Source organism: Vibrio sp. Sgm 5 (assembly GCF_026241575.1).
GTDB classification, from domain to species: Bacteria; Pseudomonadota; Gammaproteobacteria; order Enterobacterales; family Vibrionaceae; genus Vibrio; species Vibrio jasicida.
The window spans coordinates 15,129-40,504 of record NZ_JAPHPY010000005.1; the positions used below are offsets into that span (position 1 = coordinate 15,129).

The 25,376-nt window shown below is 44.2% G+C and carries 27 protein-coding genes and 1 pseudogene; 6 read left to right on the forward strand and 22 right to left on the reverse strand.

Features of this window, described 5'->3' with window-relative positions:
• Positions 1-29: 29 nt before the first annotated feature.
• Positions 30-989 carry a diguanylate cyclase gene (locus tag OQJ86_RS04095; RefSeq protein WP_038877400.1) on the reverse strand — a complete coding sequence of 320 codons (960 nt, stop codon included), beginning with the start codon at positions 987-989 and terminating at the stop codon, positions 30-32.
• Between the two features lie 184 nt (positions 990-1,173).
• Between OQJ86_RS04095 and OQJ86_RS04100 the strand changes: the two genes are divergently transcribed.
• Positions 1,174-1,611, forward strand: coding sequence for a DUF3069 domain-containing protein (locus tag OQJ86_RS04100; protein WP_038870697.1), 438 nt, complete (start codon positions 1,174-1,176; stop codon positions 1,609-1,611).
• A 74-nt stretch (positions 1,612-1,685) separates the two neighbouring features.
• Here the strand turns inward: OQJ86_RS04100 and modC are convergent, their stop codons facing one another.
• The 4 genes from modC to OQJ86_RS04120 all read right to left on the reverse strand — a co-directional run bounded on the left by modC (position 1,686) and on the right by OQJ86_RS04120 (position 5,784).
• Complete coding sequence (gene modC, locus OQJ86_RS04105) at positions 1,686-2,792, reverse strand: molybdenum ABC transporter ATP-binding protein ModC (RefSeq protein WP_038877381.1); 1,107 nt, start codon at positions 2,790-2,792, stop codon at positions 1,686-1,688.
• On the reverse strand, positions 2,789-3,478 hold the full coding sequence (gene modB, locus OQJ86_RS04110; RefSeq protein ID WP_265986607.1) for a molybdate ABC transporter permease subunit: 690 nt from the start codon (positions 3,476-3,478) through the stop codon (positions 2,789-2,791). The genes modC and modB overlap by 4 nt, the downstream gene beginning before the upstream one ends.
• Before the next feature lie 11 nt (positions 3,479-3,489).
• Entirely contained in the window at positions 3,490-4,242 is a 753-nt protein-coding gene (gene modA / locus OQJ86_RS04115; RefSeq protein ID WP_265986608.1) for a molybdate ABC transporter substrate-binding protein, read from the reverse strand.
• Between the two features lie 90 nt (positions 4,243-4,332).
• Positions 4,333-5,784, reverse strand: a complete 1,452-nt coding sequence (locus OQJ86_RS04120) for a cobyric acid synthase (RefSeq protein ID WP_265986610.1) — start codon at positions 5,782-5,784, stop codon at positions 4,333-4,335.
• Positions 5,785-5,947: 163 nt separating this feature from the next.
• On the opposite strand from OQJ86_RS04120, the gene OQJ86_RS04125 reads away from it, so the two are divergent.
• Both OQJ86_RS04125 and OQJ86_RS04130 read left to right on the forward strand, forming a co-directional pair.
• Entirely contained in the window at positions 5,948-6,319 is a 372-nt protein-coding gene (locus tag OQJ86_RS04125; protein ID WP_038870691.1) for a YgiW/YdeI family stress tolerance OB fold protein, read from the forward strand.
• A 174-nt stretch (positions 6,320-6,493) separates the two neighbouring features.
• Positions 6,494-7,024: a hypothetical protein gene (locus OQJ86_RS04130; RefSeq protein ID WP_038870690.1), complete on the forward strand. Its 531-nt coding sequence runs from the start codon at positions 6,494-6,496 to the stop codon at positions 7,022-7,024.
• A gap of 94 nt (positions 7,025-7,118) precedes the next feature.
• On the opposite strand, the gene OQJ86_RS04135 is transcribed toward OQJ86_RS04130, so the two are convergent.
• The 3 genes from OQJ86_RS04135 to OQJ86_RS04145 all read right to left on the reverse strand — a co-directional run bounded on the left by OQJ86_RS04135 (position 7,119) and on the right by OQJ86_RS04145 (position 10,033).
• Positions 7,119-7,820, reverse strand: coding sequence for a RimK/LysX family protein (locus OQJ86_RS04135; protein WP_265986613.1), 702 nt, complete (start codon positions 7,818-7,820; stop codon positions 7,119-7,121).
• 12 nt (positions 7,821-7,832) lie between these two features.
• Positions 7,833-9,020, reverse strand: a complete 1,188-nt coding sequence (locus OQJ86_RS04140) for an amino acid aminotransferase (RefSeq protein WP_038877373.1) — start codon at positions 9,018-9,020, stop codon at positions 7,833-7,835.
• Positions 9,021-9,175: 155 nt separating this feature from the next.
• Positions 9,176-10,033: an AraC family transcriptional regulator gene (locus OQJ86_RS04145; protein ID WP_038877372.1), complete on the reverse strand. Its 858-nt coding sequence runs from the start codon at positions 10,031-10,033 to the stop codon at positions 9,176-9,178.
• Positions 10,034-10,185: 152 nt separating this feature from the next.
• Here OQJ86_RS04145 and OQJ86_RS04150 point away from each other — a divergent pair, with 152 nt between their 5' ends.
• Positions 10,186-11,571, forward strand: a complete 1,386-nt coding sequence (locus OQJ86_RS04150) for an MATE family efflux transporter (RefSeq protein ID WP_265986617.1) — start codon at positions 10,186-10,188, stop codon at positions 11,569-11,571.
• A 140-nt stretch (positions 11,572-11,711) separates the two neighbouring features.
• Here OQJ86_RS04150 and nrdG read toward each other — a convergent pair whose 3' ends face one another.
• Both nrdG and nrdD read right to left on the reverse strand, forming a co-directional pair.
• Positions 11,712-12,182 (reverse strand): anaerobic ribonucleoside-triphosphate reductase-activating protein, encoded by a 471-nt coding sequence (nrdG, locus tag OQJ86_RS04155; protein ID WP_005435220.1) that lies wholly within the window; start codon positions 12,180-12,182, stop codon positions 11,712-11,714.
• An 85-nt stretch (positions 12,183-12,267) separates the two neighbouring features.
• On the reverse strand, positions 12,268-14,388 hold the full coding sequence (nrdD, locus tag OQJ86_RS04160) for an anaerobic ribonucleoside-triphosphate reductase (RefSeq protein WP_045465626.1): 2,121 nt from the start codon (positions 14,386-14,388) through the stop codon (positions 12,268-12,270).
• A 308-nt stretch (positions 14,389-14,696) separates the two neighbouring features.
• On the opposite strand from nrdD, the gene OQJ86_RS04165 reads away from it, so the two are divergent.
• The gene (locus OQJ86_RS04165) at positions 14,697-15,560 is read left to right on the forward strand and encodes an endonuclease/exonuclease/phosphatase family protein (protein ID WP_265986636.1); all 864 of its coding nucleotides are present in this window, start codon (positions 14,697-14,699) and stop codon (positions 15,558-15,560) included.
• Here the strand turns inward: OQJ86_RS04165 and OQJ86_RS04170 are convergent.
• The 3 genes from OQJ86_RS04170 to OQJ86_RS04180 are packed head-to-tail and all read right to left on the reverse strand — an operon-like array spanning position 15,557 to position 16,732.
• Positions 15,557-15,997, reverse strand: a complete 441-nt coding sequence (locus OQJ86_RS04170; RefSeq protein WP_265986638.1) for a YeeE/YedE family protein — start codon at positions 15,995-15,997, stop codon at positions 15,557-15,559. The genes OQJ86_RS04165 and OQJ86_RS04170 overlap by 4 nt on opposite strands.
• Positions 15,998-16,011: 14 nt before the next feature.
• Positions 16,012-16,425: a YeeE/YedE family protein gene (locus OQJ86_RS04175; RefSeq protein ID WP_323054491.1), complete on the reverse strand. Its 414-nt coding sequence runs from the start codon at positions 16,423-16,425 to the stop codon at positions 16,012-16,014.
• A gap of 13 nt (positions 16,426-16,438) precedes the next feature.
• Positions 16,439-16,732, reverse strand: a complete 294-nt coding sequence (locus OQJ86_RS04180) for an ArsR/SmtB family transcription factor (RefSeq protein ID WP_005435229.1) — start codon at positions 16,730-16,732, stop codon at positions 16,439-16,441.
• Positions 16,733-16,883: 151 nt separating this feature from the next.
• Here OQJ86_RS04180 and OQJ86_RS04185 point away from each other — a divergent pair, with 151 nt between their 5' ends.
• The gene (locus OQJ86_RS04185; protein WP_265986641.1) at positions 16,884-18,587 is read left to right on the forward strand and encodes an FAD-dependent oxidoreductase; all 1,704 of its coding nucleotides are present in this window, start codon (positions 16,884-16,886) and stop codon (positions 18,585-18,587) included.
• Between the two features lie 66 nt (positions 18,588-18,653).
• Here OQJ86_RS04185 and OQJ86_RS04190 read toward each other — a convergent pair whose 3' ends face one another.
• The 9 genes and pseudogenes from OQJ86_RS04190 to OQJ86_RS04235 all read right to left on the reverse strand — a co-directional run bounded on the left by OQJ86_RS04190 (position 18,654) and on the right by OQJ86_RS04235 (position 25,091).
• A complete protein-coding gene (locus OQJ86_RS04190) occupies positions 18,654-18,872 on the reverse strand; it encodes a DUF6500 family protein (protein WP_005446898.1) in 219 nt (72 codons plus the stop codon).
• Between the two features lie 99 nt (positions 18,873-18,971).
• Positions 18,972-20,198 carry a carbohydrate porin gene (locus tag OQJ86_RS04195; protein WP_038870670.1) on the reverse strand — a complete coding sequence of 409 codons (1,227 nt, stop codon included), beginning with the start codon at positions 20,196-20,198 and terminating at the stop codon, positions 18,972-18,974.
• Positions 20,199-20,309: 111 nt separating this feature from the next.
• Positions 20,310-20,942 (reverse strand): DUF3299 domain-containing protein, encoded by a 633-nt coding sequence (locus OQJ86_RS04200; RefSeq protein ID WP_054755320.1) that lies wholly within the window; start codon positions 20,940-20,942, stop codon positions 20,310-20,312.
• A 79-nt stretch (positions 20,943-21,021) separates the two neighbouring features.
• Positions 21,022-22,187: pseudogene (locus tag OQJ86_RS26630) on the reverse strand (metal-dependent hydrolase family protein).
• Positions 22,138-22,281 (reverse strand): hypothetical protein, encoded by a 144-nt coding sequence (locus tag OQJ86_RS04215; protein WP_265986652.1) that lies wholly within the window; start codon positions 22,279-22,281, stop codon positions 22,138-22,140. Before OQJ86_RS04215 ends, OQJ86_RS26630 begins: the two are co-directional and overlap by 50 nt.
• A gap of 277 nt (positions 22,282-22,558) precedes the next feature.
• Positions 22,559-23,557 carry a helix-turn-helix transcriptional regulator gene (locus tag OQJ86_RS04220; protein ID WP_265986654.1) on the reverse strand — a complete coding sequence of 333 codons (999 nt, stop codon included), beginning with the start codon at positions 23,555-23,557 and terminating at the stop codon, positions 22,559-22,561.
• A gap of 63 nt (positions 23,558-23,620) precedes the next feature.
• Positions 23,621-24,085 carry a hypothetical protein gene (locus OQJ86_RS04225; RefSeq protein WP_265986656.1) on the reverse strand — a complete coding sequence of 155 codons (465 nt, stop codon included), beginning with the start codon at positions 24,083-24,085 and terminating at the stop codon, positions 23,621-23,623.
• A gap of 38 nt (positions 24,086-24,123) precedes the next feature.
• Positions 24,124-24,630, reverse strand: a complete 507-nt coding sequence (locus OQJ86_RS04230; RefSeq protein WP_020196865.1) for a hypothetical protein — start codon at positions 24,628-24,630, stop codon at positions 24,124-24,126.
• Between the two features lie 2 nt (positions 24,631-24,632).
• Complete coding sequence (locus OQJ86_RS04235; RefSeq protein WP_054755324.1) at positions 24,633-25,091, reverse strand: hypothetical protein; 459 nt, start codon at positions 25,089-25,091, stop codon at positions 24,633-24,635.
• Positions 25,092-25,376 lie beyond the last annotated feature (285 nt).

The following is a 25,376-nucleotide window of genomic DNA, read 5'->3' on the forward strand; positions in this document are numbered from 1 at the left end:
AGCGATGGTTTTGCAATTAAACTTCTGAATCAACTAGCATTTACCACAGTGTATGTATTTCTTCCTAGAGACTTTGACGAATAAAGCGCTCTATCTGCCGTTGCGTACAATTCTGCTATGTTGTCTTTACCTGTGGGTTGAAAGGCAAAGACCCCTTGTGACACCGTCACTCTATTTGCAATGCTAGAGTATGCATGTGGATAGTCGAGGAAGTACATGGCCTCTTGCACGCGTTCAGCTTCCCTTTCTGCAGTTTTCGCATCCGTGCTATTGAGCAGAATGACAAATTCTTCCCCACCATAACGCCCGACATACTCTCCAGAACGACAGAACGTTGCTTTGAGTTGATTCGCAATCGCTTGCAGACAGCGATCCCCTTCTATGTGCCCATAGTTGTCATTGAACGGCTTAAAGAAATCAACGTCGAGTAAGATGAGGGCCATTGGCATATGATGACGGCCATGCCAAGCAATCATGGTTTCAAACTTTTGATCGATATAGCGGCGGTTATACAACTTCGTCAGACCATCTTCATTGGCTTGCTGTTGTAATCTTGAGTTCATCTCTTCTAGTTGTGCCGTCGCCTGTTTCAGTTCTCGTCTCATGTGAGCAATACGTTGCATTGCCATCAACTTAGAATTAAGAACAAGCTTGTCGACAGGTTTGATGAGGTAATCATCCCCGCCGGCCTCAATAGCTTTGGCGATCATTTCTGGTTCCTCATGGCTACTGAGGAAGATGATTGGGATCCAGTCCGGGAACGTTTCTCTGATATGAAGTGATACTTCAAAGCCATTCATGTCTGGCATAGCGATATCTAGCAGAACCAGTTCTGGGTCGAAGCTTTCATAAGTATTTAATGCTTCTAGACCACTTCCAACGGCTTTAACAATATGACCTTGTTGTTTCAAACGGATAGCCAACTGCATTCGATCCAGCTGAACGTCATCAACCAGTAGAATGCGCATCGATGTCCCTGTCGGTTGCATAGCGCGTCCCATTCTTTTGTAAGTCTTTATTAAACATATATCATACTCACGAGATTGTTGCATTACGCCACTCATTTAGTGCTATATTTTTTTGTTGAGTGGTCACGGAATCAAATGCTTCTTATGGTAGCTATTTGATGCATTTGGTATTAATATTCCCGCCTTTTGTAACGAGAGACACACCATGTCAGAAGCAACTAACAACGAAAGCAAAAAAATCGATCTAGAAACTATTTCTCCTGAACTACGTAAAGTTATCGAATTTGACGAAGTTCCAGAGCAAATGTTCGAGATGGTTACCTCTATCCATGAAGTGTCTGAAGAAGCTGTTCGTGCGTCTTGGGACGAAATGCCTGCAAGTGCACAAAACATTCTGGACAACTTTGAGCAATTCCACGCTCTAGTAACGGTTGGCCAAGCATTCGCTGGTCTAAACGTAATGGAAGAATTCCCAACGCTTAATCTGCCTGAAAACATGACAGATGAAGACAAAGAAGACTACCGTTCTCAACTTCTTGACAATGTTCTTCACAACTGCGTGAAAGACATGGTTAAGCAACTTAAGAAAGCGCGTCGCGATCCTCTTCTTAAGCGTGAATTTAAAGAAGTATTTGTGAAGTAATTCTCCCCATTTACTTCAGTTAAGTTAAAGGCCGCAATTGCGGCCTTTTTTATTTTGTATAATCTGGTTACGCGCTAGTGATGCGCCAACGAGATATCTCTCTGCGTTACACTGACCCCTTTTACTTGTGCGTACACCATGTCACCGACTTTTAAATTCAAATCATCCAACGCCCAAGGCGTAATGGTCGCCCATAAGTGGCAGTCAGTATCTAACTTCAGCGATACCGTAATACTTTGTTTGTCTTCGCCAGCATTGAATTCTTCAATGGATGCAACGGTCGCTGACAGTACATTACGAATAGACGTCGCAACTGGTTTTTCCAAAGCTATAGAGACATCATTGGCACGCACTTGCAGGCGAATTGACGTATCTGGCTCACCATCGACCTTTTGAACCCACAAACAAGCCTTTGGTGCGAGCTTTACGCACGTTAACGCGTATTTGTCATGATGGGTCGCAATTTTGCCCTCAAACAAGCTACTGTGATCGGAAAATGACTGCCATGGACGCATCGCATGAGACGCCCACACTTCTTCAAGCTTACCTGACGTCATGATTCGTCCCTTGTCGAGAATCGAAAGGTGTTGGGCCAAGCGTAGGATTTCTTGCAAGCTATGCGTAACGTACACGATCGGAATGTTGACCTGCTCAGACAACTCTTCTAAAAATGGCATGACTTCTCGCTTACGTGGCATATCTAAGGAAGCCAAAGGTTCATCCATCAAAAGCAGATTAGGCTTAGAAAGTAGTGCTCGCGCAATGGCTACACGTTGCTTTTCACCGCCCGACAAAGAAACTGGGAAGCGTTTTAACAGTGGTTTAATAGCAAGTAATTCTGTGACCTTATCGAAATACTCTTCATCTTTTTCTACAACACCATAGAGCAAGTTTCCTTTTACTGAATAATGCGGAAACAAGCGAGAATCTTGAAATACATAACCAATTTTGCGCTTATGCGTCGGTAGATTAATACCCGCATCACTATCGAAAAGGATGTGCTCGCCAATCGCCACTTTGCCTTGCTGTGGTGTAACTAATCCACTAATAACGTTAATTAGAGTCGTCTTTCCGGCGCCGGAGCGACCAAATAGCGCACTTATTCCGTTACGCGGTAATGACAGATTAATGTCAAAGTTGGTTTCACCAAGTGATTGTTTAAATTGAATTTCTATACTCATCGCTTGGCCCCCAGACGCGCTGCGGCTTTACGATTTAACCATTCTGAGATCATTAACGTCGACAGAGCTAAGGCAATAGAAATGATGCACAAGCGCGCTGCCTCCATCTCAGCACCAGGCGTTTCTATAAAGTTGTACATGGCTAGTGGGATAGTTTGCGTTTCCCCTGGTATGTTCGAAACGAAGCTGATAGTGGCACCGAACTCTCCTAAACTGCGTGCAAACGAGAGCATGGTACCAGTGATGATTCCAGGAATAGTTAACGGAAGCGTAATTGTGACAAAGACTTTTAACGGCGACGCTCCGAGGGTTGACGCTGCGTGTTCTAATTTGGGGTCAACCGTATCTAAACTCAATCGGACCGAACGGACCATTAATGGTAAGGCCACGACGATACAGGCGATGACGGCCCCCTTCCAGTTGAAACTGAATATTAAACCAAAGTGTTCATATAGCCACCCACCCAAGTATCCTTGACGACCGAGAGATAGCAGTAGCAAATAACCAATAACCACAGGAGGTAATACGAGTGGAAGATGAATCAAGCTATCTAATATGGACTTACCGATAAACTCTTTTCTAGACAGTAACCAAGCGAGAGCAACGCCTATTGGAATCAACCAAACGACGGCATAGGTGCCGACTTTTAGGCTTAGCATTAAGGCTTGGTATTCAAGTTCTGACACTCTGATCCCTTTTATTGAAAACCGTAATGGGCAAAGACTTGTTTTGCTTCATCCGACTTCAAGTACTGGAAGAATTGTTTTGATTGTATTGAGTCTTTCACAATCGCGGCTGGGTAAACGATGTCTGCGTGGGTATCGCTTGCAAATTCTCCAACTATTTTCACCTTAGTTGTCAATTGTGCATCCGTTTTGTAGACCACTCCCAACGGGGCTTCCGCTCGCTCTACTAGCGCAAGTGCAAGACGAACGTTCTTTGCTGGAGCAATTTGACGTTCTAGTACTTTCCACACGCCAAGGTTAGTTAAAGACTCTCTTGCATACATTCCGGCAGGAACGGACACTGGATTGCCTAGAGCAAGGCGGTTGCCGTCCAGTGCCTTATTCCAAGCATCAGCATCAGAGAAATCAAATGTTGCAATACTGCTATCTTGCGGCGCAATGACAACGAGGGAATTTTGCACTAAATTAGTGACATTGTCACTCTTTACGGCTTTTGATTTTAGTAGGTAATTCATCCATTTAGTGTTTGCAGAGATAAACACATCGGCCGGTGCGCCATTTAGAATTTGGCGAGCAATGGATGATGAACCACCGTATACAGGTGTGACTGATACATCGTATTTTTGCTCGAATTTTTGAGCAATATCATCAATTGCATTAGTCATTGACGACGCTGCATAAATTTTTAAGTCAGTTGCCGCGTTTGCTGCTGATGAAACGCTCAATATTGCCACTAGGCAAGCATGAATTTTCCATGCTTTCATAAAAACACTCCGGTGTTAGACAGGCAGAAGATGAATGAGTGGAAAGCAATCTCCACTTTTATTTATGCTTCAGACAGTTAAAAACTGGTTTTATTTGAACAGAAAGTCAAGATTCATATGTTGTTCTATCGCATCTGCAATTCGATTAATGCCCTGTTCTTTGAGCTGTTCAAAGTCTTGTTGTTTGATTTGAGTGCCGTTTACCCATTCTGAAACAAGGCTCAAGACATCTGCCTCATCGAAGAAGCCGTGTAGGTAGGTTCCCATGATTTGGCCACATTCACTAAGCGCGCCTTCTGCTTCGCCAGAATTTAACTTGATAGGTTGAGCGCCCTGCACTTCACTTCTTCCCACATGGATTTCATAACCTTTCACATTAGCTTTTTTGCCGTTAAGAGAAAGCTCTGCTCGTGTGTTTGTAAGTTGTTTGCTATCGGTTAGAGTTGTGGTGATGTCTAACAAACCAAGGCCTTCACTACGACCAGGCCGGCCCTCTACGCCATTTGGGTCATCAATTAAGTTGCCAAGTAACTGGTAGCCGCCACAGATGCCAATGACTTTGCCGCCCAAGCGAATGTGGCGTTGAATGTCTTTGTCCCACCCTTGGCTACGTAGATAATCCAAATCGTCTCGGACTGATTTAGTACCCGGCAAGATAACGAGATCGGCTTTATCGATCTTCTCACCTTTGCCAACGTAGCGAAGGTTAATGTCTGGATTTAGGCGCAAAACATCAAAATCAGTATGGTTACTAATGCGCGTTAAAACTGGTACCACAACATTGAGTTTCACTTGTGAAGACAGTTCTTGCTGCGCCGTAATGGCATCTTCTGCTTCGAGGTTTAATCCGTGAAGATACGGCAATACACCGAGCACAGGCTTGCCCGTTCTCTCTTCTAGCCAATCAAGACCAGATTCAAGCAAGCTGATGTCGCCACGGAAGCGATTAATTACGAAACCTTTAACGCGCGCTTGTTCAGATTCGGATAGCAACGCTAGTGTCCCGTAAAGATGGGCAAACACGCCACCGCGGTCGATATCTGCAATAATAATGACGGGAACGTCTGCTTCCTCGGCAAATCCCATGTTGGCTATATCATTTTCTCTTAAGTTGATTTCTGCTGGACTGCCAGCGCCTTCAATCATCACGGATTCGAATTCTTCGGTCAGTTTAGAGAAAGAGTCTAATACCGTGCCCATTGCGACTTTTTTGTAATCGTGAAAGCCGACAGCGTTCATATTGGACAGTGCTTTACCTTGTAAGATAATTTGAGCGCCCGTATCGCTGTTTGGCTTAATCAACACAGGGTTCATATGAACCGTAGGCTCGACGTTGCAGGCTTGCGCTTGAACGGCTTGAGCACGTCCAATTTCACCTCCATCTTTCGTTACTGCACTGTTTAAAGCCATGTTCTGCGGCTTGAACGGGGCAACTTTTATCCCTCTACGAGCTAATACACGGCATAAACCTGCCACAAGGACGCTTTTTCCGGCATCTGAAGTTGTGCCTTGAACCATTAATGAAGGGATTGGTGATTTCATGAACGTTTAATAAGAGAAAAAAGAAGGTGAACAATCATAACGTTATCTCAGCATAGGACTCAAGAAAATGAATCGAATATGAATGTTCGAATCAGTAATGGTTCAAATAAGGTTTGTTTTAATAGCACCATCAAAACGAACACTTTAATAGAGAAACCAAATTATGAAAAACACTGTTATCGCTACTATCGCTGCACTTGCTATCGCTCCTACTGTTGCAATGGCTAAAGACCACAACCACGGTCAATCAAGCATTCAATTTAATGGTCCTGTAACGGTTGAAAAAGTCGATGCATTGATTAAAGACTCAAGCATGTTCACTGAGAAAGACGTGGTCGTAGAAGGCAACCTACTTCGTCAAACACGTTCAGACCAGTTTATCTTTAGCGATGGTTCTGGCGAGATCATGGTTGAGTTGGACGACGACATCCGTCTAGCGACACCAATTGACCAGACTACAAAAGTTCGTCTATTTGGTGAGTTTGAAGGCGGCAGCAAGCCAGAGATTGAAGTAGAACACCTCGTTGTTATGTAATCTTGCCTTTTCGCCGCTCAATTGGGCAGCACAACATTGAACTGAAAAATCATACGCACTTTGTCCTAGTGCATTAGGTGACGGAAAAAGCCTAAAATGATACTTTGTAAATCTTGGTCTGCATTTTGCAGACCTTTTTTTCGTTCGTATTATTTTTCTTGCCCGGAGACACCCATGCTAGGTAAAGCTCTAAAGGTTGCTGCCTTTGGTTTGTGCGCTGTTTTGCCACTTTCTGCTCACGCAAACAATTTCAACTACAACACAATGGAATTCCGCATGGGTACCAGCCCAGGTACGTTTGGTGGGGAAGTCACAACCTACTTTACTGAAAATACGCATTTTATTGGACGTGCTGATAGTGAATTCAGTGGTGATTGGGATGTTGCAGGCGGTATTGGCTTCAATGGTCCTGCAGGCCAATTTGCTGATATTTATGGTCAAATGTTGGTTCACAACATCAAACAAGACAATGGCGACGGTGATGAGTGGAAAACAGAAGTAAACATCGGCACTCGAGTCTGGTTTATGCAGAACATTGAACTACATGGTCGTATTGGCCAACTGATTGACAACGATGACTCTAAGACTATCTATAACCTAGGTGCACGTTTTCACTCTACGCAACAACTGTCGTTGGGTGCGGATTTAAAAAATAACGGTACTTACGGCCAGCAGCTTGTTTTATCAGCACGCTTTGCTTACTAAGTTGTTCGATATTAAAGTTCAATAACGCATTGATATTATGTAAAAAAGCCTCTCGAATGAGAGGCTTTTTTTGCTTGCTACGTGAAGCAGAGATTTACTTGCCGCTTGGCTTGTTTTGAACATACTTCTTAGATACGTCTACAACAGCAACGTCGCGGAAGAAGCTTCGACCAAGTAGGATTGGGAAATTCATGTGGCCTCGCTCAGCCAGTGTGAATTCCGTTTTCTCTTTTAGGTCACCAACTTGAATGTAAGCCACAACAACAGCGCGCTTATCTACTTCTTCTGAAGAGGATTGACGAACTTTTGCCCAACGTTCAACAGGTAACTTGAACTCTTTGCTCGCTTTACCATTAATGTCGATTTTGAACTTAACCCAGTCTTTACCATCTCGTTCAAACGGCACTATTTCTGTCGCGCTGATTGATGATGTGGTTGCACCGGTATCGACGCGACCTTTAAATGTTTGGTCAATGTCTGGTACATAAACCCACTCTTCCGAACCAAGGATCAACATGCCATCAGGTGTTTTCTTTGCCTGCGGTGGTTTTGCCGGTTTAGGATCGGGTTTCTTCTCAGGCTTAGTTTCCGGTTTTTGTTCCGGCTTCACCTCGGGTTTTGGGTCTACTTCTGGTTTTACATCCGGTTTTACATCCGGTTTTACATCCGGTTTTTCTACCGGCTGCTCCACGACTGGTTTTTCTGGCTCAACAGGCTCAGTGGTCGTCGGTGTCGACGTACAAGCAATAAGACCGCCGCTCATCATTAGCGGCAGAATCAGTTTCCAGTTCTTCATTAACTCTCCCAATTAACGTTGAGATATTTTTTGGATCGCGTCAGCAACGTAAGGAATATGAGTTTCGGTTAAACCAGCGATGTTGATACGACCATCACCGACACCATAAATGCCATAATCTTCACGCAGTTGCGCCATTTGGTTTTCACTAAAGCCTAGCACAGTAAACATGCCTTTGTGACTCTCAATGAAATCAAATTGATCTGTATTATGGTTGTTTCTCAATTCGTTACACAAAGTTTGACGAAGATTCAACAAGCGCTGCTGCATTTCGTTCAATTCTTGTTTCCAAACGGAAGTGAGGCTTGCATCTTGGAGAATGGTTTTTACTAATGCTGCGCCGTGATCTGGCGGCATAGTGTATGTTGAACGTGCTAGCGTAAGCAGTTTACCTTTCGCATTCGCCACATCTTTTGCATTCTTGCCGATCACAATCGCTGCACCGGTACGTTCACGGTACAAACCAAAGTTTTTAGAACAAGAAGTCGTGATCAGCATTTCTTCAACGTTGTCAGCCATAAAGCGAAGACCTTTTGCATCTTCTTCTAAGCCGTCACCAAAACCTTGGTAAGCAATATCTACGAATGGCGTAAAACCATTTTTTTGAGAAAGCTCAGTGATTGTCTGCCACGCTGAAAAATCAATATCTGCACCCGTTGGGTTGTGGCAACAACCATGCAGAAGTACTACATCAGAAGGACCAGCTTTAGAAAGGTCTTCGAGCATTTTTGCTGTATCGACTTGCTTGGTTTCTGGAGAGAAGTAATGGTAGAACTTAACTTTCAGCCCAGCCGCTTCCATCACTGGTTTGTGATTTACGTAGCTAGGGTTTGAAATCCAAACCGTCGTATCTGGTTGTGCGACCTTCATTAGGTCACCCAGCATACGCAATGCACCACTTGCCCCAGGCGTTTGAATAGCAGCAACGCGATCTGTGGCTGATGTTCCCGTTAGAAGGAGGTCGATCATACTTTGGTTGAATTCTTCACAGCCTGCAAGACCAACATAAGACTTAGTCTTTTGGTTCTCAACGACCACTTCTTGTGCCATTTGAATGGCTTTCATGATTGGTGTTTCGCCAGCGCTGTTTTTGTATACGCCAATACCAAGGTCAACCTTGTTAGGGCGTTCATCGCCGCGGTATGCGACGGAAAGAGATAAAATAGGATCTAATACAGGAGTTGGTAGATTAGAAAGCATGAAAGTCATAACCCTTTGAAATTCAAGTATCGAACCTCACGGTAACACTTTCGTTAAAAATGGCGAAAGGATTTTTAACGGATTTCATCAATTAGAGGACAAAATACTGGGAACGAACGCGTTTTATGATCTCAATCGGTTATAAAAAGAACGATTCACTCATCCGAGTTTGAGTCAAGTTTACCATTCTTTCTAAATTCACGTGGGGTCATGCTCGACCAGGCTTTAAAACGGGTACTGAAGTTCGCACTAGTAGGATACCCCACGATTTCACCAATGTGTTGAATTGACCATTCTGTCGAACGCAACAATCGAGCTGCATATTCCATCCGCATGCGTGTGAGATGTGCTATCGGACTTCTTCCAAATTGTTGCTGAGTTAAACGATGAAGGTGCGGCTCAGAACAAGGATATAACGCTGCGAGTTGTTCAACTGTCCAATCTTTATGAAGTTGCCGTTGCACTAGATCGAACACACGTCGTAGTTTTAATTGATTACGCGAAAGGGAATCTGAGTGTGGCATATTTAGCATAAGCTCTAATTGAGCAACACTGTGAGCTCCTACCTCACCTCCGTAGTCAATAGGCAAGTTGATACTGCGCAGTAGCGTTTGAATGCAGGAATACAGCACTTCTGGAGCAGGGGTCAGTTGGTATTCGATCTCTTCATTAACCATTGGCCATTCTTTATCTTGTGAAAGGAAAACCCAAGCGATTTGCCATGTTTCATCTTCCATCCCAAATCCATTTTCCGTTCCAGCTGGAACAATTACTAATGACCCCGGTTCTAACTCATATCGACATGCCCCGCTCTCTAGCCAACCTCTTCCACGGACGGTGTATAACAACATGTGCTTTTTTTGGTTTTTGCGATAAACGGAAAAAAAATCTCGGCAAGTAGCGATTCCACATTGGACAATACCGCGTTCTTCAAGCGCAAGTACACGGGTATGATCGATGAATTCTTGATAGGTTTTATCTGAAATGGTGTAGCGTTCTTGTTTTTCTTCCATGATTCATCGACTCACTAAGGTACTTTCGTCTCGGAGTTAGAGTAACTCCCACAGAGACTGGATAGTTTCGCAAAACTATTGGATGTCTTTGAAAAATACACCGCTAAATCATGTGGATAAACTACTCGCATTATTCTTAGAGGAGAAATGCGATGCTCTTAACACGTCAATACATAGACAAAGCATTTTGGAAAAAACTGGTTGCGATTGGCGTTCCTGTCTCGCTCCAATCTATGCTGTTTTCGTTGCTCGGAGCCGTGGATATCTTCATGGTTAGTCAACTTGGTGAGTCCGCTACCGCTGCGGTGGGTGTCGGTAACCGAATCTTTTTCTTTAACCTTGCTGTGGTGTTTGGTTTGTGTGGGGTTGTAACGGTTTTAGCCTCTCAATATTATGGTTCGGGGAACCTTGCGGGAATAAGACGAACACTCGCTCAATCTTGGTTTATTTCGTTGGTCGTGACCTTGCCGTTTATCTTGTTGTATGTGGTTTACGACAAAGAGATTGTCTCTTTTATGGCGGACGACCCCGAGTATGTTGGGTACGCGAGGGAATACTTGGTGGTAACTGGATTGAGTTTGATTGGCACAGCTGTCGTTGTTCCCATTGAATCGGTGTTGAGATCAGTCGGTGAAGCTAAGATGCCGACTTACGTCAGTATTGCTGCCATTGTTGTAAACATCTTCCTCAATGCAGTTTTGATCTTTGGTTTACTTGGTTTTCCACAATGGGGCGTGTTTGGCGCGGCTGTGGGGACTTTGATTTCTCGATTCTTTCAAACGGCGATTCTGGTTTATTTCTTCTGTCGTCGATACGCGTATCTGCTCCCTACCCGTTCAGATTGGCGTGAAGGTACAATAAAGAAGTATCGGAACAAATATTTCAAAGTCTCTATGCCAATGCTGATCCACGATGCGTTGTGGACCGGCGGCCTGATTATCTACAGCATCATTTACGGTCAATTAGGCGTAACCGAACTGGCGATTATCTCTTTCCTATCGCCGATTGAAGGCGTATTGATTTCAACCTTTATGGGATTCGCTGTTGCCGCGTCTGTGTTGCTTGGGAATGACATTGGCGCTCAGCAATATGACCGTGTTGAGAAGACCGCTTGGTGGTATGTCTTAACCAGCGCCGTGCTCGCAACTGTGTTGTTTTTTGCTGTGTGGGTTAGCTCGCCTTTAATATTGAATTTACTGGAAATGAGCCCGCTCACAGACACACAAATGGCGCTGAATGTATGTTTAGTACTTGCGCTAGGCATGATACTGCGTGTGTTTAACATGGTTGGTATTGGGGGCGTATTAAAGAGTGGCGCTGATATTCGCTATAGCATTTTCATCGACACGTTTGGTCAATGGGCGATTGGTATTCCGCTTACCTACTACACTGGAATGGTGTTAGGTTTACCACTTCATTGGGTGCTGATGTCTCTACTGGTCGAAGAATTGGTAAAAGGCATTCTAACAACTCACCGAATTCAGTCTAAGCGATGGATTAATAACATGGTTGATGATGATTACACTGTGACAGTGTAACTGAAGTGTTGTGCTATAGTAAGATCACAACAGCGCGACTCATCTATCGAGCAAAGCTTTAAAAGAACTCACACCAAAAGGGCACATCCGAACTATACGAATGTGCCCTTTTCATATTTAGCTTTCTTGTGTTTCAACGCTTAAAGCTCAGTGAATCGATGGATAATTTGATTCGAGCTGCCTCGCCATTCTAGATTGAGGTCTCGTTTATCTTGCTCGTATTTGCCATCGATTAATGTGTCGATGTACTGAGTCACTTCGCGCTGTGCATCGTCTAGTTCTTCAAGCGTGTAACCTGTCCAAACCCAAATATCTTTGCCTGGGCACTCTTCTCTTACGCGTTTTACAAGCTTAAGAATGTGCGGCACGTTCGCTGGATGCAAAGGATCACCACCAGACAGAGATAAACCACGGCGTTTGATGCGCGTGTCGTTTAGGTCTGCAATGATTTTGTCTTCCGCTTCTTGCGTGAAAAACACACCAGAATCCAAGCGTTGCGTCGACTGGTTATAACAGCCGCGGCACTGGTGTACACAGCCCGACACAAATAGCGTGCAGCGTGTACCTGGTCCGTTAACAACGTCAATTGGATAATATTGGTGGTAGTTCATAATCGTGCCTTGTTTTGCTGGCTAGAAAAGAAAATCAACCCACGACAGGTTGATTTTCATTATTGGGTTTGAGCTTAAGTGAACCTTATAGGTGCTTAACTCGACGCTTCACTTCTTCTTGCTTACCGAAGTTAAACGGACGTGCATCTGGGCTGCCTAAGTAGCCACAAACACGACGTGTTACTGACACTTTGGTTGAGTCATGGTTGCCACAGCTTGGGCAAGTGAAGCCTTTACTTGTACAGTCAAACTCACCGTTGTAGCCACACTCGTAACACTCATCAATTGGTGTGTTTGTACCGTAGTAAGGTACGCGGGTGTAACTGTAATCCCATACGTTTTCTAGTGCTTCAACATTACGTTGCATGTTCGGGAACTCGCCGTAACAGATAAAGCCGCCGCTTGAGATTTCTGGGTAAGGCATCTCAAAGTCGATCTTGTCGTATGGGTTTACTGTTTTCTCAACATCTAGGTGGAAGCTGTTAGTGTAGTAACCCTTGTCTGTTACACCTTTGATTACGCCAAACTCTTTCGCATCGATACGGCAGAAACGGCTACATAGGTTTTCACTTGGCGTTGCGTAGAGGCTGAAACCGTAACCGGTATCTTCTGCCCAGCCGTTTACTGTGTCTTTCAAGTGCTTAATGATAGCTACTGCTTTTTCACGTAGAACAGCATCGTCGTAAACGTGCGCTTCTGTACCGAATAGCGCGTTGATTGTCTCGTGTACACCGATGTAACCAAGAGAAATCGACGCACGACCGTTCTTGAAGATATCTGCGATTGAGTCGTCCGCTTTCAGACGAACACCACATGCGCCTTCCATGTAAAGGATCGGAGCAACACGTGCTTTCACGTTTTCTAGACGAGAAATACGTGTTTCTAGCGCTTTACGAGCAAGACGTAGGCGATCGTTTAGAAGCTCGTAGAACTTCTCTTCACTGCCGTTTGCACGGATAGCGATACGAGGAAGGTTCAAACTTACTACGCCAAGGTTGTTACGACCTTCGTGAATCAGCTCGCCGTTTTCTTCGTAAGTACCAAGGAAGCTACGACAACCCATTGGCGTTTTGAATGAACCCGTTACTTCTACTACTTTGTCGTAGTTAAGGATGTCTGGGTACATACGCTTGGACGCACACTCAAGCGCAAGTTGCTTGATGTCGTAGTTTGGATCTTCTGATTTGTGGTTCAAGCCATCTTTGATGCCGAATACCAGTTTAGGGAATACCGCTGTTTTACGGTTCTTACCTAGACCTGCAATACGGTTCTTCAGAATAGACTTCTGGATCAGGCGTGACGCCCAACTTGTACCAAGACCAAAACCGAACGTAACGAATGGGGTTTGCCCGTTCGCCGTGTGTAGCGTGTTTACTTCGTATTCTAGAGATTGGAACGCGTCGTAACACTCTTTCTCAGTGCGTGATTTTGCGAACTCTTCTGGCTCAGCAATGTTCCACTCTTTTGCGATCTCTAGGTGTTTCTCGTAGCTTGTCATTACGTACGGCTCTAGAACTTCATCAATACGGTTGATGGTTGTGCCGCCGTAAATGTGGCTCGCTACTTGAGCAATGATCTGTGCCGTTACTGCAGTTGCAGTCGAAATTGATTTAGGCGTATCAATCTCAGCGTTACCCATTTTAAAGCCGTGCGTTAGCATGCCTTTAAGATCGATAAGCATACAGTTAAACATTGGGAAGAACGGTGCGTAATCCAAATCGTGGTAGTGAATGTCACCCACTTCGTGCGCTTGAACCACATCGCGTGGAAGGATGTGTGTCTTCGCGTAGTGTTTCGCTACGATACCAGCCAACAAGTCACGTTGAGTCGGAATCACTTTACCGTCTTTGTTCGCGTTCTCGTTGATTAGATCTAGGTTGCTTTCTTCAATTAGACCTTCGATTTCGCGAGTTAGTGCACTTTGCTTCTCACGAGCGATGTCGCGATCGTGGCGGTATTCAATGTAAGAACGAGCTAGGGCTTTGTAAGGACCTTGCATGAGTTCATTTTCGACTAAGTCTTGAATCTCATGAATGTGAACTTCATCGTGATCCTGAAGCTGTAACTCAACTGCCAGAGCAACATTTAGTGCATAAATGGCGACATCTTTGTCTTTGTTTTCCGCTGCAGCTTCTACTGCTGCTTGAATACGATCCCTGTTGAACGGAGCTCTTGAGCCGTCACGCTTGATTACGATTGGTTTCACTTTTTCTCCTTACCCCAAAATACTCACAGACTTATCCACAAATACACTATATGGGGTTATTTCTTATTCTGATGACACAATATATTGTGGCGTATTTAACGAGAAGCACCAATTGAAAACATTGATTTTGATCAATAAAAAATGGGTAGCGAACAAGAACAAATCGATCTTATTGGCGTTGATCTCAGTTGCGAAGAAAACTGTGAAAATTGCAAAATTGGAGCGAAATCCACTTGCTTTTTTTAGAGGTCTTATAGGATAAAGGATGGAAAGGAATGCGCTAAAAGATAGGAGTGCGATAGACCAAAATGCGATCACTTTTTGTTACGACGATATTACTTTTTAGTTCTTTTTCATTTGCTCAAAATTCCGTCAACTTAACCAGCTGGAATATAGAATGGTTATCTATAAGTGGTGGTAAAGTTTCGAGAACACCACAAGATTTTGAAAAACTGGCCCACTATGTGGATAACACACAAGTTGATATTCTCGCTTTTCAAGAAGTCGAAAGTGCAGCTGCAATCCAAAAAACGGTTGGTAATGACTTCACTATTTATTTGTCTGATCGTGCGAGCACTTCTAATCGACATCTTCAGTTCAACGATACCAACCAGTACACAGGTTTCGCGGTACGCAATGGCGTAAACGTATTGGACAAGCCTGACTTTTCTATCACACGAGGCAACAGCAAGCTCCGCTTCGCCAGCTACCTTGTTTTGAATCCTAACCAAGACAACGAAACTCACCTACTCTCTGTACATCTAAAATCGGGTTGTAGTGGTGCGTATCGCAATAACCGCGATTGTAAGATAGTGAAACAACAAGGACAGGCACTAGCAAAGTGGATAATAGCGCGCGAGGACAACAAACAACACTATATGGTGCTTGGCGACTTTAACCACAATTTGGGTTATCGAGGAGATTGGTTATGGGACGTGCTATCGGACAATACCGATGCTAAGTTAGTGACCAAAAATACCAAAGCGGAATGTAAGGTGCGTTCTAATCGTAATCCGAATAAAACCCACCAATTCCGCTCGGTGATAGACCACATTATTGTGAGTGGTGATTTAAAGGCGTCGTCTGGTGTTCAAACCGTTTTCAAAACACAAGATGTACTCGACTACAAACTGAGTGACCATTGCCCGGTGTCTACGACGCTCTCTTTTTAATGACGAACCACTCTTTTAGCGGTGAATGACCCAACCAACATTGCCGCTATAAAGAGCAGAACTTGTATGTTGCCAGTAAAAAGGCTGGCAACCGCAGGGCCAGGACACACACCCAGTAAGCCCCACCCAATACCAAACAGAGCTGCACCACCAACTAGCTTTTTGTCTATCGTTTTAGAAGTTGGACATAAAATCTCATCACCAAAAACAGATTCGCTTCTTGGCTTTATTAATAAAAGGTAAGCAGGAACGAACACCGCAAGTGCTCCGCCCATAACGAAGGCTAAGCTTGGGTCCCATGAACCGGTAATATCGAGAAAGCCGATAACTTTGGCCGGATCAGCCATACCGGAAATCACCATACCAATACCAAAAAGCACACCAGAAAATGCAACGATGGAAATTTGCTTAATACTTTTCATTACGTGGGTTTTCATTACGACACTATTCCTTACGAGACTAGCAAGACGGTTAACATGGCTGTTGCCATAAAAGTACACGTCGCGACAACAGAACGGACAGAGAAGCGCCCCATTCCACAAATGCCATGTCCACTCGTACAACCATTACCGATACGGGTACCGACCCCAACAAGTAAACCTGCAGCGACAACTAAGATAAGAGAGCTGCTGTACTCAGTTGGTACATGCCCGCCAAGGGCATAAACAGCAAACACACCGCCCAATGCCATCGCAATTAAGAAGACAATTCGCCAAACGTGGCCTGCATTCTCAATCGCGCCATTTAAGATCCCGCTGATTCCCGCTGTCTTACCTGTGAATAGCATCAATATTACCGCTGATGCGCCAACCATGACGCCGCCTAAAAGCGACATCCAAGGAACTTCAAACATAACAACCACCAATATAAAGTCTGAATTATTGCTTACAGAAAACTTGGTTAAACGCTTCGATCAGCGGAGCGACTCTCCCATCAGAAATCGAATAAAATACCTGCTGAGAAACCTTTCGAGCTTTGATGATGTCGTGTTTTCTCAATACAGTGAGGTGTTGTGAAAAGGCTGATTGGCTTAATGTTGAGCCTTCAAACAGTTCACCGACTCCTTTTTCGCCTTCAATCAGCTTGCACATCACGATTAAGCGCTCTGGATGAGCCATAATTTTAAGTAGCTCACTCGCCTCGGTCGCGCTTTGTAGCATACTGTCGCCCATTCTTATGTCCCTTCATCAATACGTTAAGTTTTATTAGATATTACTAATTAATATTATTAAGTCAATGCTAATGTAGTCAAATTAACATTAGACACAGCTAATTTATTTAAGTAAGGTGTAGGCGTTTTCGATCATTCAGTAGGAGAAATCCATGAGCAAAATCGTGATTATTGGTGGTGTTGCTGGCGGTGCATCTGCAGCAGCTCGCGCTCGTCGTCTTAGTGAAGACGCAGAAATCATTATGTTTGAACGCGGTCCATTTGTGTCATTTGCAAACTGTGGCTTGCCGTACCACATTGGTGGCGATATTCAAGAACGCAGCAAACTGCTTCTTCAAACGCCTGAGAGCTTCTTAGCGCGTTTCAATGTTGATGTTCGTGTGATGAACGAAGTGGTTTCTATTAACCGCCAAGACAAAACGGTTACGGTTAACAACCTGCTTGATGGCTCTGAATACCAAGAGAGCTACGACTTTCTTCTACTCAGTCCTGGTGCAGGTCCAGTAGTGCCGCCTATTCCGGGTATTGATAACCCGTTAACGCACTCGCTGCGCAATATTCCAGATATGGACCGCATTATTAAAACGATCGAAACCAACAAAGTGGAACATGCTACGGTCGTTGGCGGTGGTTTTATCGGTTTGGAAATGATGGAAGCCTTCCACCAGCTTGGCGTAAAAACCACATTGGTTGAAATGGCGGATCAAGTGATGACGCCCGTTGACCGAGAAATGGCTGGTTTTGCTCATGCAGAAATTCGTGAGAAAGGCATCGACCTGCGCTTAGGCGTTGCTCTATCTTCTGTTGAATATATTGCGAACCAATCTGTCGCTAACAACGAAGCGGGTGAAGATGACACGCACCAACACCTTCAAGGAAAGCTGACACTGTCTCTAAACAATGGTGACCAACTTAATACCGATATCCTAATCATGGCGATCGGCGTTCGCCCTGAGACAAAACTTGCACAAGAAGCCGGTCTTCAAATTGGTGCGCTAGGCGGTATTTACACCAACGAGTATATGCAGAGCAGCGATCCTTCTATTTATGCCGTTGGTGATGCGGTTGAAGAGAAAGACTTTGTCACTGGCGAACAAACACTTGTTCCGTTGGCAGGTCCGGCAAACCGTCAAGGTCGTATGGCAGCAGACAACATGCTTGGCCGCCAAGAAACTTATCAAGGAACACAAGGCACGGCGATCTGTAAGATCTTTGATTTGGCCGTCGCTTCCACTGGTAAAAACGAGAAGCAGCTAAAACGTGAAAACATCGCTTATGAAAAAGTGTATGTCCACACAGCTAGCCACGCGAGTTACTACCCTGGCGCAGAAACTGTGTCGTTCAAAATGCTGTTTGATCCATTAACCGGAAAGATTTTAGGTGCGCAAGCAGTAGGTAAAGACGGCGTTGATAAACGTATTGACGTAATGGCAGTTGCTCAGCGTGCTGGCATGACGGTAGAACAGCTGCAACACCTTGAGCTAACTTACGCGCCACCTTATGGCTCAGCGAAAGATGTGATTAACCAAGCGGCTTTCGTTGCGAACAACATCATTAAAGGTGACGCAACAGCGATTCATTTTGATGAGATTGACAACCTGTCAGAAAACCAGGTGCTGCTTGATGTTCGTAATCCGGGAGAATTGGAATCTGTAGGCTTCATTAAAGGCGCGATCAATATTCCTGTCGACCAGCTTCGCCAACGTATGAATGAACTGCCGAAAGACAAAGAGATCGTGATTTATTGTCAGGTCGGTTTGCGCGGTAACGTCGCTTATCGTCAACTGGTCAACTCAGGGTTTAAAGCACGTAACCTACTTGGCGGTTACCGTACTTATAAGTTCGCACAAGCTTAATCGCTGATTCTAAAAATCTAAGGTTTAGGGCTGAAAATACAAAAGGGGCACGTAATGTGCCCCTTTCTACATCTCGGATTCGACTAATTGAATAATCTTGGTCGCTTTTTCGAAGTGATCGAGTTGATGAGTTTGAATCCACCAAGTCGCCGCTTCCATCAATAACTCAGGATTGTCATTCTTATTGGCGAAAAAGGCATAAAAGGACACACCAACATTGTCGCCTTTCTGCTCTATTTTCTTCTTACACACCTGAATGATTTTGTCTCTTAACGCGATGTTCATTGCCTTTCCCTTTCTCTTCGCAATAGCAAAATTAACCCAAAACAAGAATAACTGTATTTATATACAGTTATTCTTGGTAAGGCAAATAAACATAATCATCTAGATGAATATTCTCGCGCGAAGACCTAATACCCAAGTGCTGCTTTTGTTCGAAAATGCTGGGTCTTTAATGTATTGAATATCAGGGGTAATTTGAATGTAGTCGTTTAACTGCATGTTGTAGTAAAGCTCGGCAGTGAACTGTTCAGAGTCATCCACACCATAGGCTTGCTCTAGGTTATCGTTAACATGGCTCCAGTTAACAGCGAAGCCGAGGTTGTTGGTTGGCTTACCTAAACCAAAATAACCAATCCCCACCGTTAGGGAGCGGTCATAAAGCGCCACATCACCTTCCGAAAAGCCACCACGAACAAATGGCATTAATTGCTCTGTAGCAAAGTAGCTTGCTGAAAAGTTAATACCCTGTCCGCTGTCTTTATTCGTTAGGTTATGTTGCGTGTCGCCATCTAAATGCCAAGCCGTTAGGTGAACATTATCGGTATAGATTTGGTCTTGTGACGCCGTCCAACCTAGCTCGAACGTGGTAAACAATTTATGATCGTTGAATAAGGTATCGAAGCCATCAAATGGCTCATCTGAACGCCCTTTACCATCTGCGACGCCTGCAACCATATAGAAGTTATCAGTCAGCATGTGTCCCACGGCTAAGCCGAGAATCCCATCATCCGGTAGACCAATCGAGCCTCCACCAGTACTGAATGCAAGGTTAGTAAATCCGGTCCAAGGGCTTGCCAATGCATAGGCATCAACGTAGTCAGTCGTATCTAGGAAACCCACCATGAAGGAAGTTTTGCCATCATTCAGTTTTTGTTTCCAGTATAGGTTGGTTAGACGAGCTCCTTGATCGCTGTATGCTGGACCAATCATGCCTGCATAACCAAGCCCATTTCCGATAAAGCTAAACTCTTTTGGTGACAAATCGTTGTAAGCATGGCGATGTTCGACTTTCCAAACCAGACCGCCTGTATTGCCAGAATCAAGACCGATCAGATCCCAGCTACCATAAAAGCGAGCAACACCAGCACTTGCCGTATCTTCACCACCACTTTGAGGGGTTGAGGCCGTTAGTCCAAGGAATTGATAATCCAGACCGAAAGTAACATTGTGTTCTTCAGCTAATGACTCACGCCATGAGCGTTTTTCTCGAGCATTTTCTGCAATAGTATTGTCTACCGTATCAGGGCTACCAAAGTTCGCCGCGTTTACCGATGACGCCATTACAAGTGAAAGAGCGATAAAACTAAGCTTGGGAACAGTTACTTTCATGTCTGGGTTCTCATTAAATTGATTTCTAGAAAGAGATTTTAATGATTCAGAGTTTTGAAAATTGCCATTAAGCGACAGCTCACTGCTTTATGTCATTTCGATAATAGACTCTTATTGGTAAGGACGGATAGAAACCTCGTCCATTTGGTAGATAGTTTCTACGTTCGCAGCACCATCAGAGTATGAAACGTCTGCTTTGGTCTTTTTCACGTGCAGATCCCCTTTCACCCAAATTGGTTCGTAAAGAGAAGTCAGTTTCAAACCTTTCGGGTAATCAACCAACACAATCTGGTTTGCTGGAGGTGGTGGTGTATGGATACATGCGCCCATGGTGGGAACAAGGAAGAATTTTGTGACAACGTCATTGTTAAATTCTACTGGCGTTACAAAGCCTGGAATTTCATAAGTATCTTCGGTAAGTGTTGCGTTTGGCATTGATGCCAACATACGACGATGTTCAGTAATTTCTTTGCGCTTTTTGAACAACCATTCAATGTCTAAGTCGTCAGCTTTTAAACTGTCCTCTAACTCTTTCATGGTTTGCTTCTGTTGCTCATTAAGATTTTGAGAATCGCGGTATCTTGCAAGAGAACCAAGTTCGAAAAGCTGTTGATCGGTAAGTTTTACAAATGGGTCTTCAATTTGAGGAACATTGACTGGCAATAATTGCTGCCAACTAAGTTGGTCGGCGGATACATTTGATGAAGCCAGCAAAACTAAGCCAGCTAATAGGTACTTCTTCATACGTTCCCTTGAATCGTTCTTTGTCTTTTAGAGAAAAATTTGGGGACAGCCTTCGCCCCCAAATAGTCGAAAGAGTTTACTACAAGGTGTTCTTGTGGATCTTGCCGTCTTTCATAATTATTTTGAATTTATCTTGGTAATCGTTAAGAACTGTGATGTCTTGCAAAGGATTTCCATCCACCAGCACCACATCGGCATAAGCCCCCGGCTCTACAACTCCGAGCTTTCCGTATTTATATGGATTCATACCACCCGACCAACTAAGCACTTCTGCTGCGTTCGATGTGCCCATCTTCATGATTTGATAAGGGGTAAATCCGACTTTCTCCATCCAAACCATGTTGTCTGCTTGGCGCGTATTGTAAGACGGGCCAAACATATCGCCGCCCGTTACAATCAACAAGTCGTATTTACGCGCCCACTCAAACATCTGTTTCGCGCCTTCGTTTACTTTGGTCGCTTTGGCTTTTTGATCGGGACTGAAGAAGGTGATCTTTTCTGGTTCTGCAAAGGCTTCAAGAGACATCACTGCTTGAGCAGAGAGCGCTACGCCCTTCTCTTTCATTCGTTTGATAGTTTCCTCAGAGATAAGGAAATTATGTTCGATAACTTTCACGCCAGCATCAATGGCGCGATTAACCGAACGGTCATGATAAGCGTGGGCCATGACATAGTGCCATAGTCTTCCGCTACGCCCACAATCGCTTCCATTTCTTCTTTGGAGAATTGCGTCATATGGATTGGGTCAAACTCACTTGCGACGCCGCCGCCAGCCATGATCTTGATTTGAGTTGCCCCCGAGCGAAGGTTCTGACGCGCAGCACGACGAGCCTCTGTTTCACCATCAACGATATAGCCAAAGCCGTGGCGTTCGAGATCGTCAACGCGTCCTGGTACATCATTGAAGCTGCCGGTATCAGCGTGGCCGCCTGTTTGACTCAAGAAACCGCCTGCTGGGAAGAGTCTTGGGCCTTCTAGCAAACCATTGTTGATGGCTTTTGCCATACCAAGAATATTACAGCCTGCGTCACGAGCCGTCGTAAAGCCTTGGTCGAGGTACTGCATCATGGAAACGTGAGCACGTGCACCCATCGCCATTTGGTCGTAACCATCTCGACCTACCAACATGCCTTCCTGAATACACATGTGTGAGTGCATGTCGATTAAGCCAGGGATCATGGTTAAGCCTTCGCCATTAATCGTTGTGGTTTGCTTGTCGGTTTTTATCCGTGCCATTGAAAACATCGACGTTGGTAAACAGCGTTGAGGCTGCATTGGCATTGAGGGCGAACGCACAAGATAGCGCAACTAAAGAAAGGTTCTTCTTAGAAATTGTCATTATTACACCTATGTTTTTGGATAGTTGGGGTCCATTTCCTATAACCTCCCTGTTTAAACAGCGGCGTTATGAGGGCATCTATTTCAGTGATCACCAAAAACAACTGATCAGATAAAAATACATATGAAACAGACGACTTACGTTAAAAACATAGAAGTCATAATGACGACTTTCAAGGTGGTTTAATTGCCTTTACACGACAACATGCGGATATTGTTATAGAAATGTGAGTTGAGACGAAAACCTCCGATTATTCAGAGGTTTTATGTGTAACTCATTATGACAAGGATTGGCGGTACGCTTTAGGCGTGAGATTCATCATTCGCTTAAACGCACGGGTGAAATGAGCAGAATCGGAGTAACCTGTTTTGAGCGCAATATGCGTGATACTCAGGTCTCGGTCCGCTAAAAGCTCTAGCGTTTGTTTCAGCACCAAACCTTCGATCACTTCTCTATACGTCGTATCCTCATTTGCTAGCCGCCTTTGTATGGTGCGAGCATTCATGTCAATCAACTCGCCAGCAAACTGGATAGAGATCTTACCCATCGAGAGATAAGGCGTGAGCGCCCTTGCTAAGGCATCGCTGAACTTATCATCCTCACCACGAAAACTTGTATTTGGCGCAGTTTGAGATGGTGTGAAAGCAATCGACTGGTTAATCCATTCATTAGGAATTGAGATTGCAGTAACCGGTCGACCAGTAAAGAACTGCGCACTCTTCATACCCGGCAACAGATTGAAAGGTTCGGCTTCTACATCTTGAATTCCGACTTCTGCCAATCGCCATTGGGCACCAACTAGCTTTTTGAGCAACTCATTCATGAACATCGCGGAGAACATTTCTGCGTAACGGAACCAGTCCCTTTCTGCGTTCTGTTTTTCTCTCACTAGCCACCATTTCCCGCCGCGCGATTGAACAGAAATACTTACGTTATCAGAGATTTGTTTAAGCAGTTGGGATACCTCTTCTAGCGCTGCTTTTAGCGAGTGAGTTTGAGTAATTTGATTCGCAAATCTAGGCACATAGATGTCGTGACAAAGCGTCCAAGTAAGCAAGGCAAACGTCTCTGGTGACGCACGTTCCCCCAACGTTTGGAAGACGGCTTTTAGCGCGCTCTCAGGAACGAACGCGTCAAGGGATTGGTTAGACAAGATATCCTGTGGCATTCGGGCGGATTCAAGTAATGAGTGAATATCTCCATCAAGCTCATTTAACATCGTGGCAAAAAGCTTTACTTCTTCCGAGTGAACCAAAGGAATATCTGTATTGGGCATGCAAGCTATCATCTTAAAATACCAAGGATTATTCTAGTTTATGCACAAACTTCCGAGCTGTCATTAATAGCAATCTAAGTGCCATTCCATATTGAGAGAGAACTCACCTGCAGGCATTTGATACTCGTTCATATCAACTCTGGCGCTGATTCGGACTTCTTTACTAGAATCTAATTGCTCAAGGTTTAGCTCAATGCCTTGCCGCCAGAAGTCAAGATTACCGACAAAACTCTCCGGCGTTTCCACTTTAAAGTGAATACGTTCCGGACTGATGGTCTCTGCGCCCATATCAATATTGAAATAGGACAAACGAAAATAGAGACGCTTATCTCGGTTATTCGCAAGTAGTTTGAGCGTTAATGAATCAGTGCCAAATCTTCGACCGAAATGAATTTCGCCACGCTCTTTAATCACTTCAATGCCACAAGACTCATCGATATGTTTATGAAAATGAACTTGGGCCGCACGAGAAAGCGAACTCACGCTTAATATCGCGACTGCTAATAATGAAATTAGAAATTGCTTCATAAGAAAACAAGCCCTATTAAAGGGCTTTCATTAATTTATTAATCATCACATTCGATGACCCAATTAGTGACCAGTGTATATTGGTCAGCATCCAAATTGCTTTCATCGACATTAATTCGAGCGGACAAGTCAACGAGATTATTATTTCGGATGTCAGAACGGGAATATTCAATACCTTCCTCCCAATCTTTAGCATTCATATTTGCTTCATGGACACCGCCGGATTTAAACCACACATCTTCTTTATCAATGTGGTTACCGAGTTCATGCTCTTTTAATGGCTCAAGGCTCAGCTCAATTTTTCCGTCGTCTTCGTTGTTAATCAATTTAACTTGTGCTTTTGAATCGTTATATTGCTCACCAAAAGCAAGATCAGCGTTCGCGATGGTGACATCAATGCCGCATTGTTCTTGAATAGTCGCACTAAACGTGACGTCGTCACTCGTAGCTTCGTCCTTATCTTTAAGCGCTTGAGCCTGTACACCAGTCGCTGCAATGAGTGTTGCCAACAATGCAATGCGGACCGGTCGTTTCTTGAGTTTCATGTTTACTCCGAAAAAGTGGTTTGAGTTTGCTTCATTCTCTTGAGCCTTTGTGTTTCTGCTTGAATTTGCAGAAGCTTCAGCTCGTGCTCTGCCTGAGCGAGTTCTTCCTGCCGTTTTCTCTCTCGCAACTCGAATTCATAAAGACGAGTACAATCGACTCGTTCCTCACCACCGAATTGAAAAGTCAGTGACGCGTATACGCCCGCCTCATCTTGGTTTTGCTGGTAATAGTTGTTGTAGTAGTTATCACTGTCTTCTTGACCCGTTGCGCCATACGTACCGACCTGAAAGGTTTTACCGGTTGAGACGGCTTGCTCACAGGTTGCGCCTTCAGACGTTCTGATTCTGTCTGTACCCGATGGGTTAGAAACACTGGGAATAGGATTTGCGATAACACCAAAACTCAGCAGTAACAAAGGCAAGCCACAAAACAGAACACGCTTGCTAGCAATCGTGCTCATGCTTTAATACCTTTTTAACCGGATGTTAGAACACACTTCGTAGCTATTTAGTGTGTTATTCACCATTCGAGTACAAATTTTCTTTTTGCTTATTTGGCCCGCAGGTGTTTTGACTCGAACGTTTAATGACACTTCTTGTTGAGGATCGAGTGTTATTTTACTGTTGAACGTCTTATCATCGATTCTGAGATAATAATCCGCTTTTTTGTTGTACTGATTCTTTAAAAGAAATTGAACTTCCGTCATATCGGTATATGCGGTGAACTCTCTCTCTTTCCAAATATG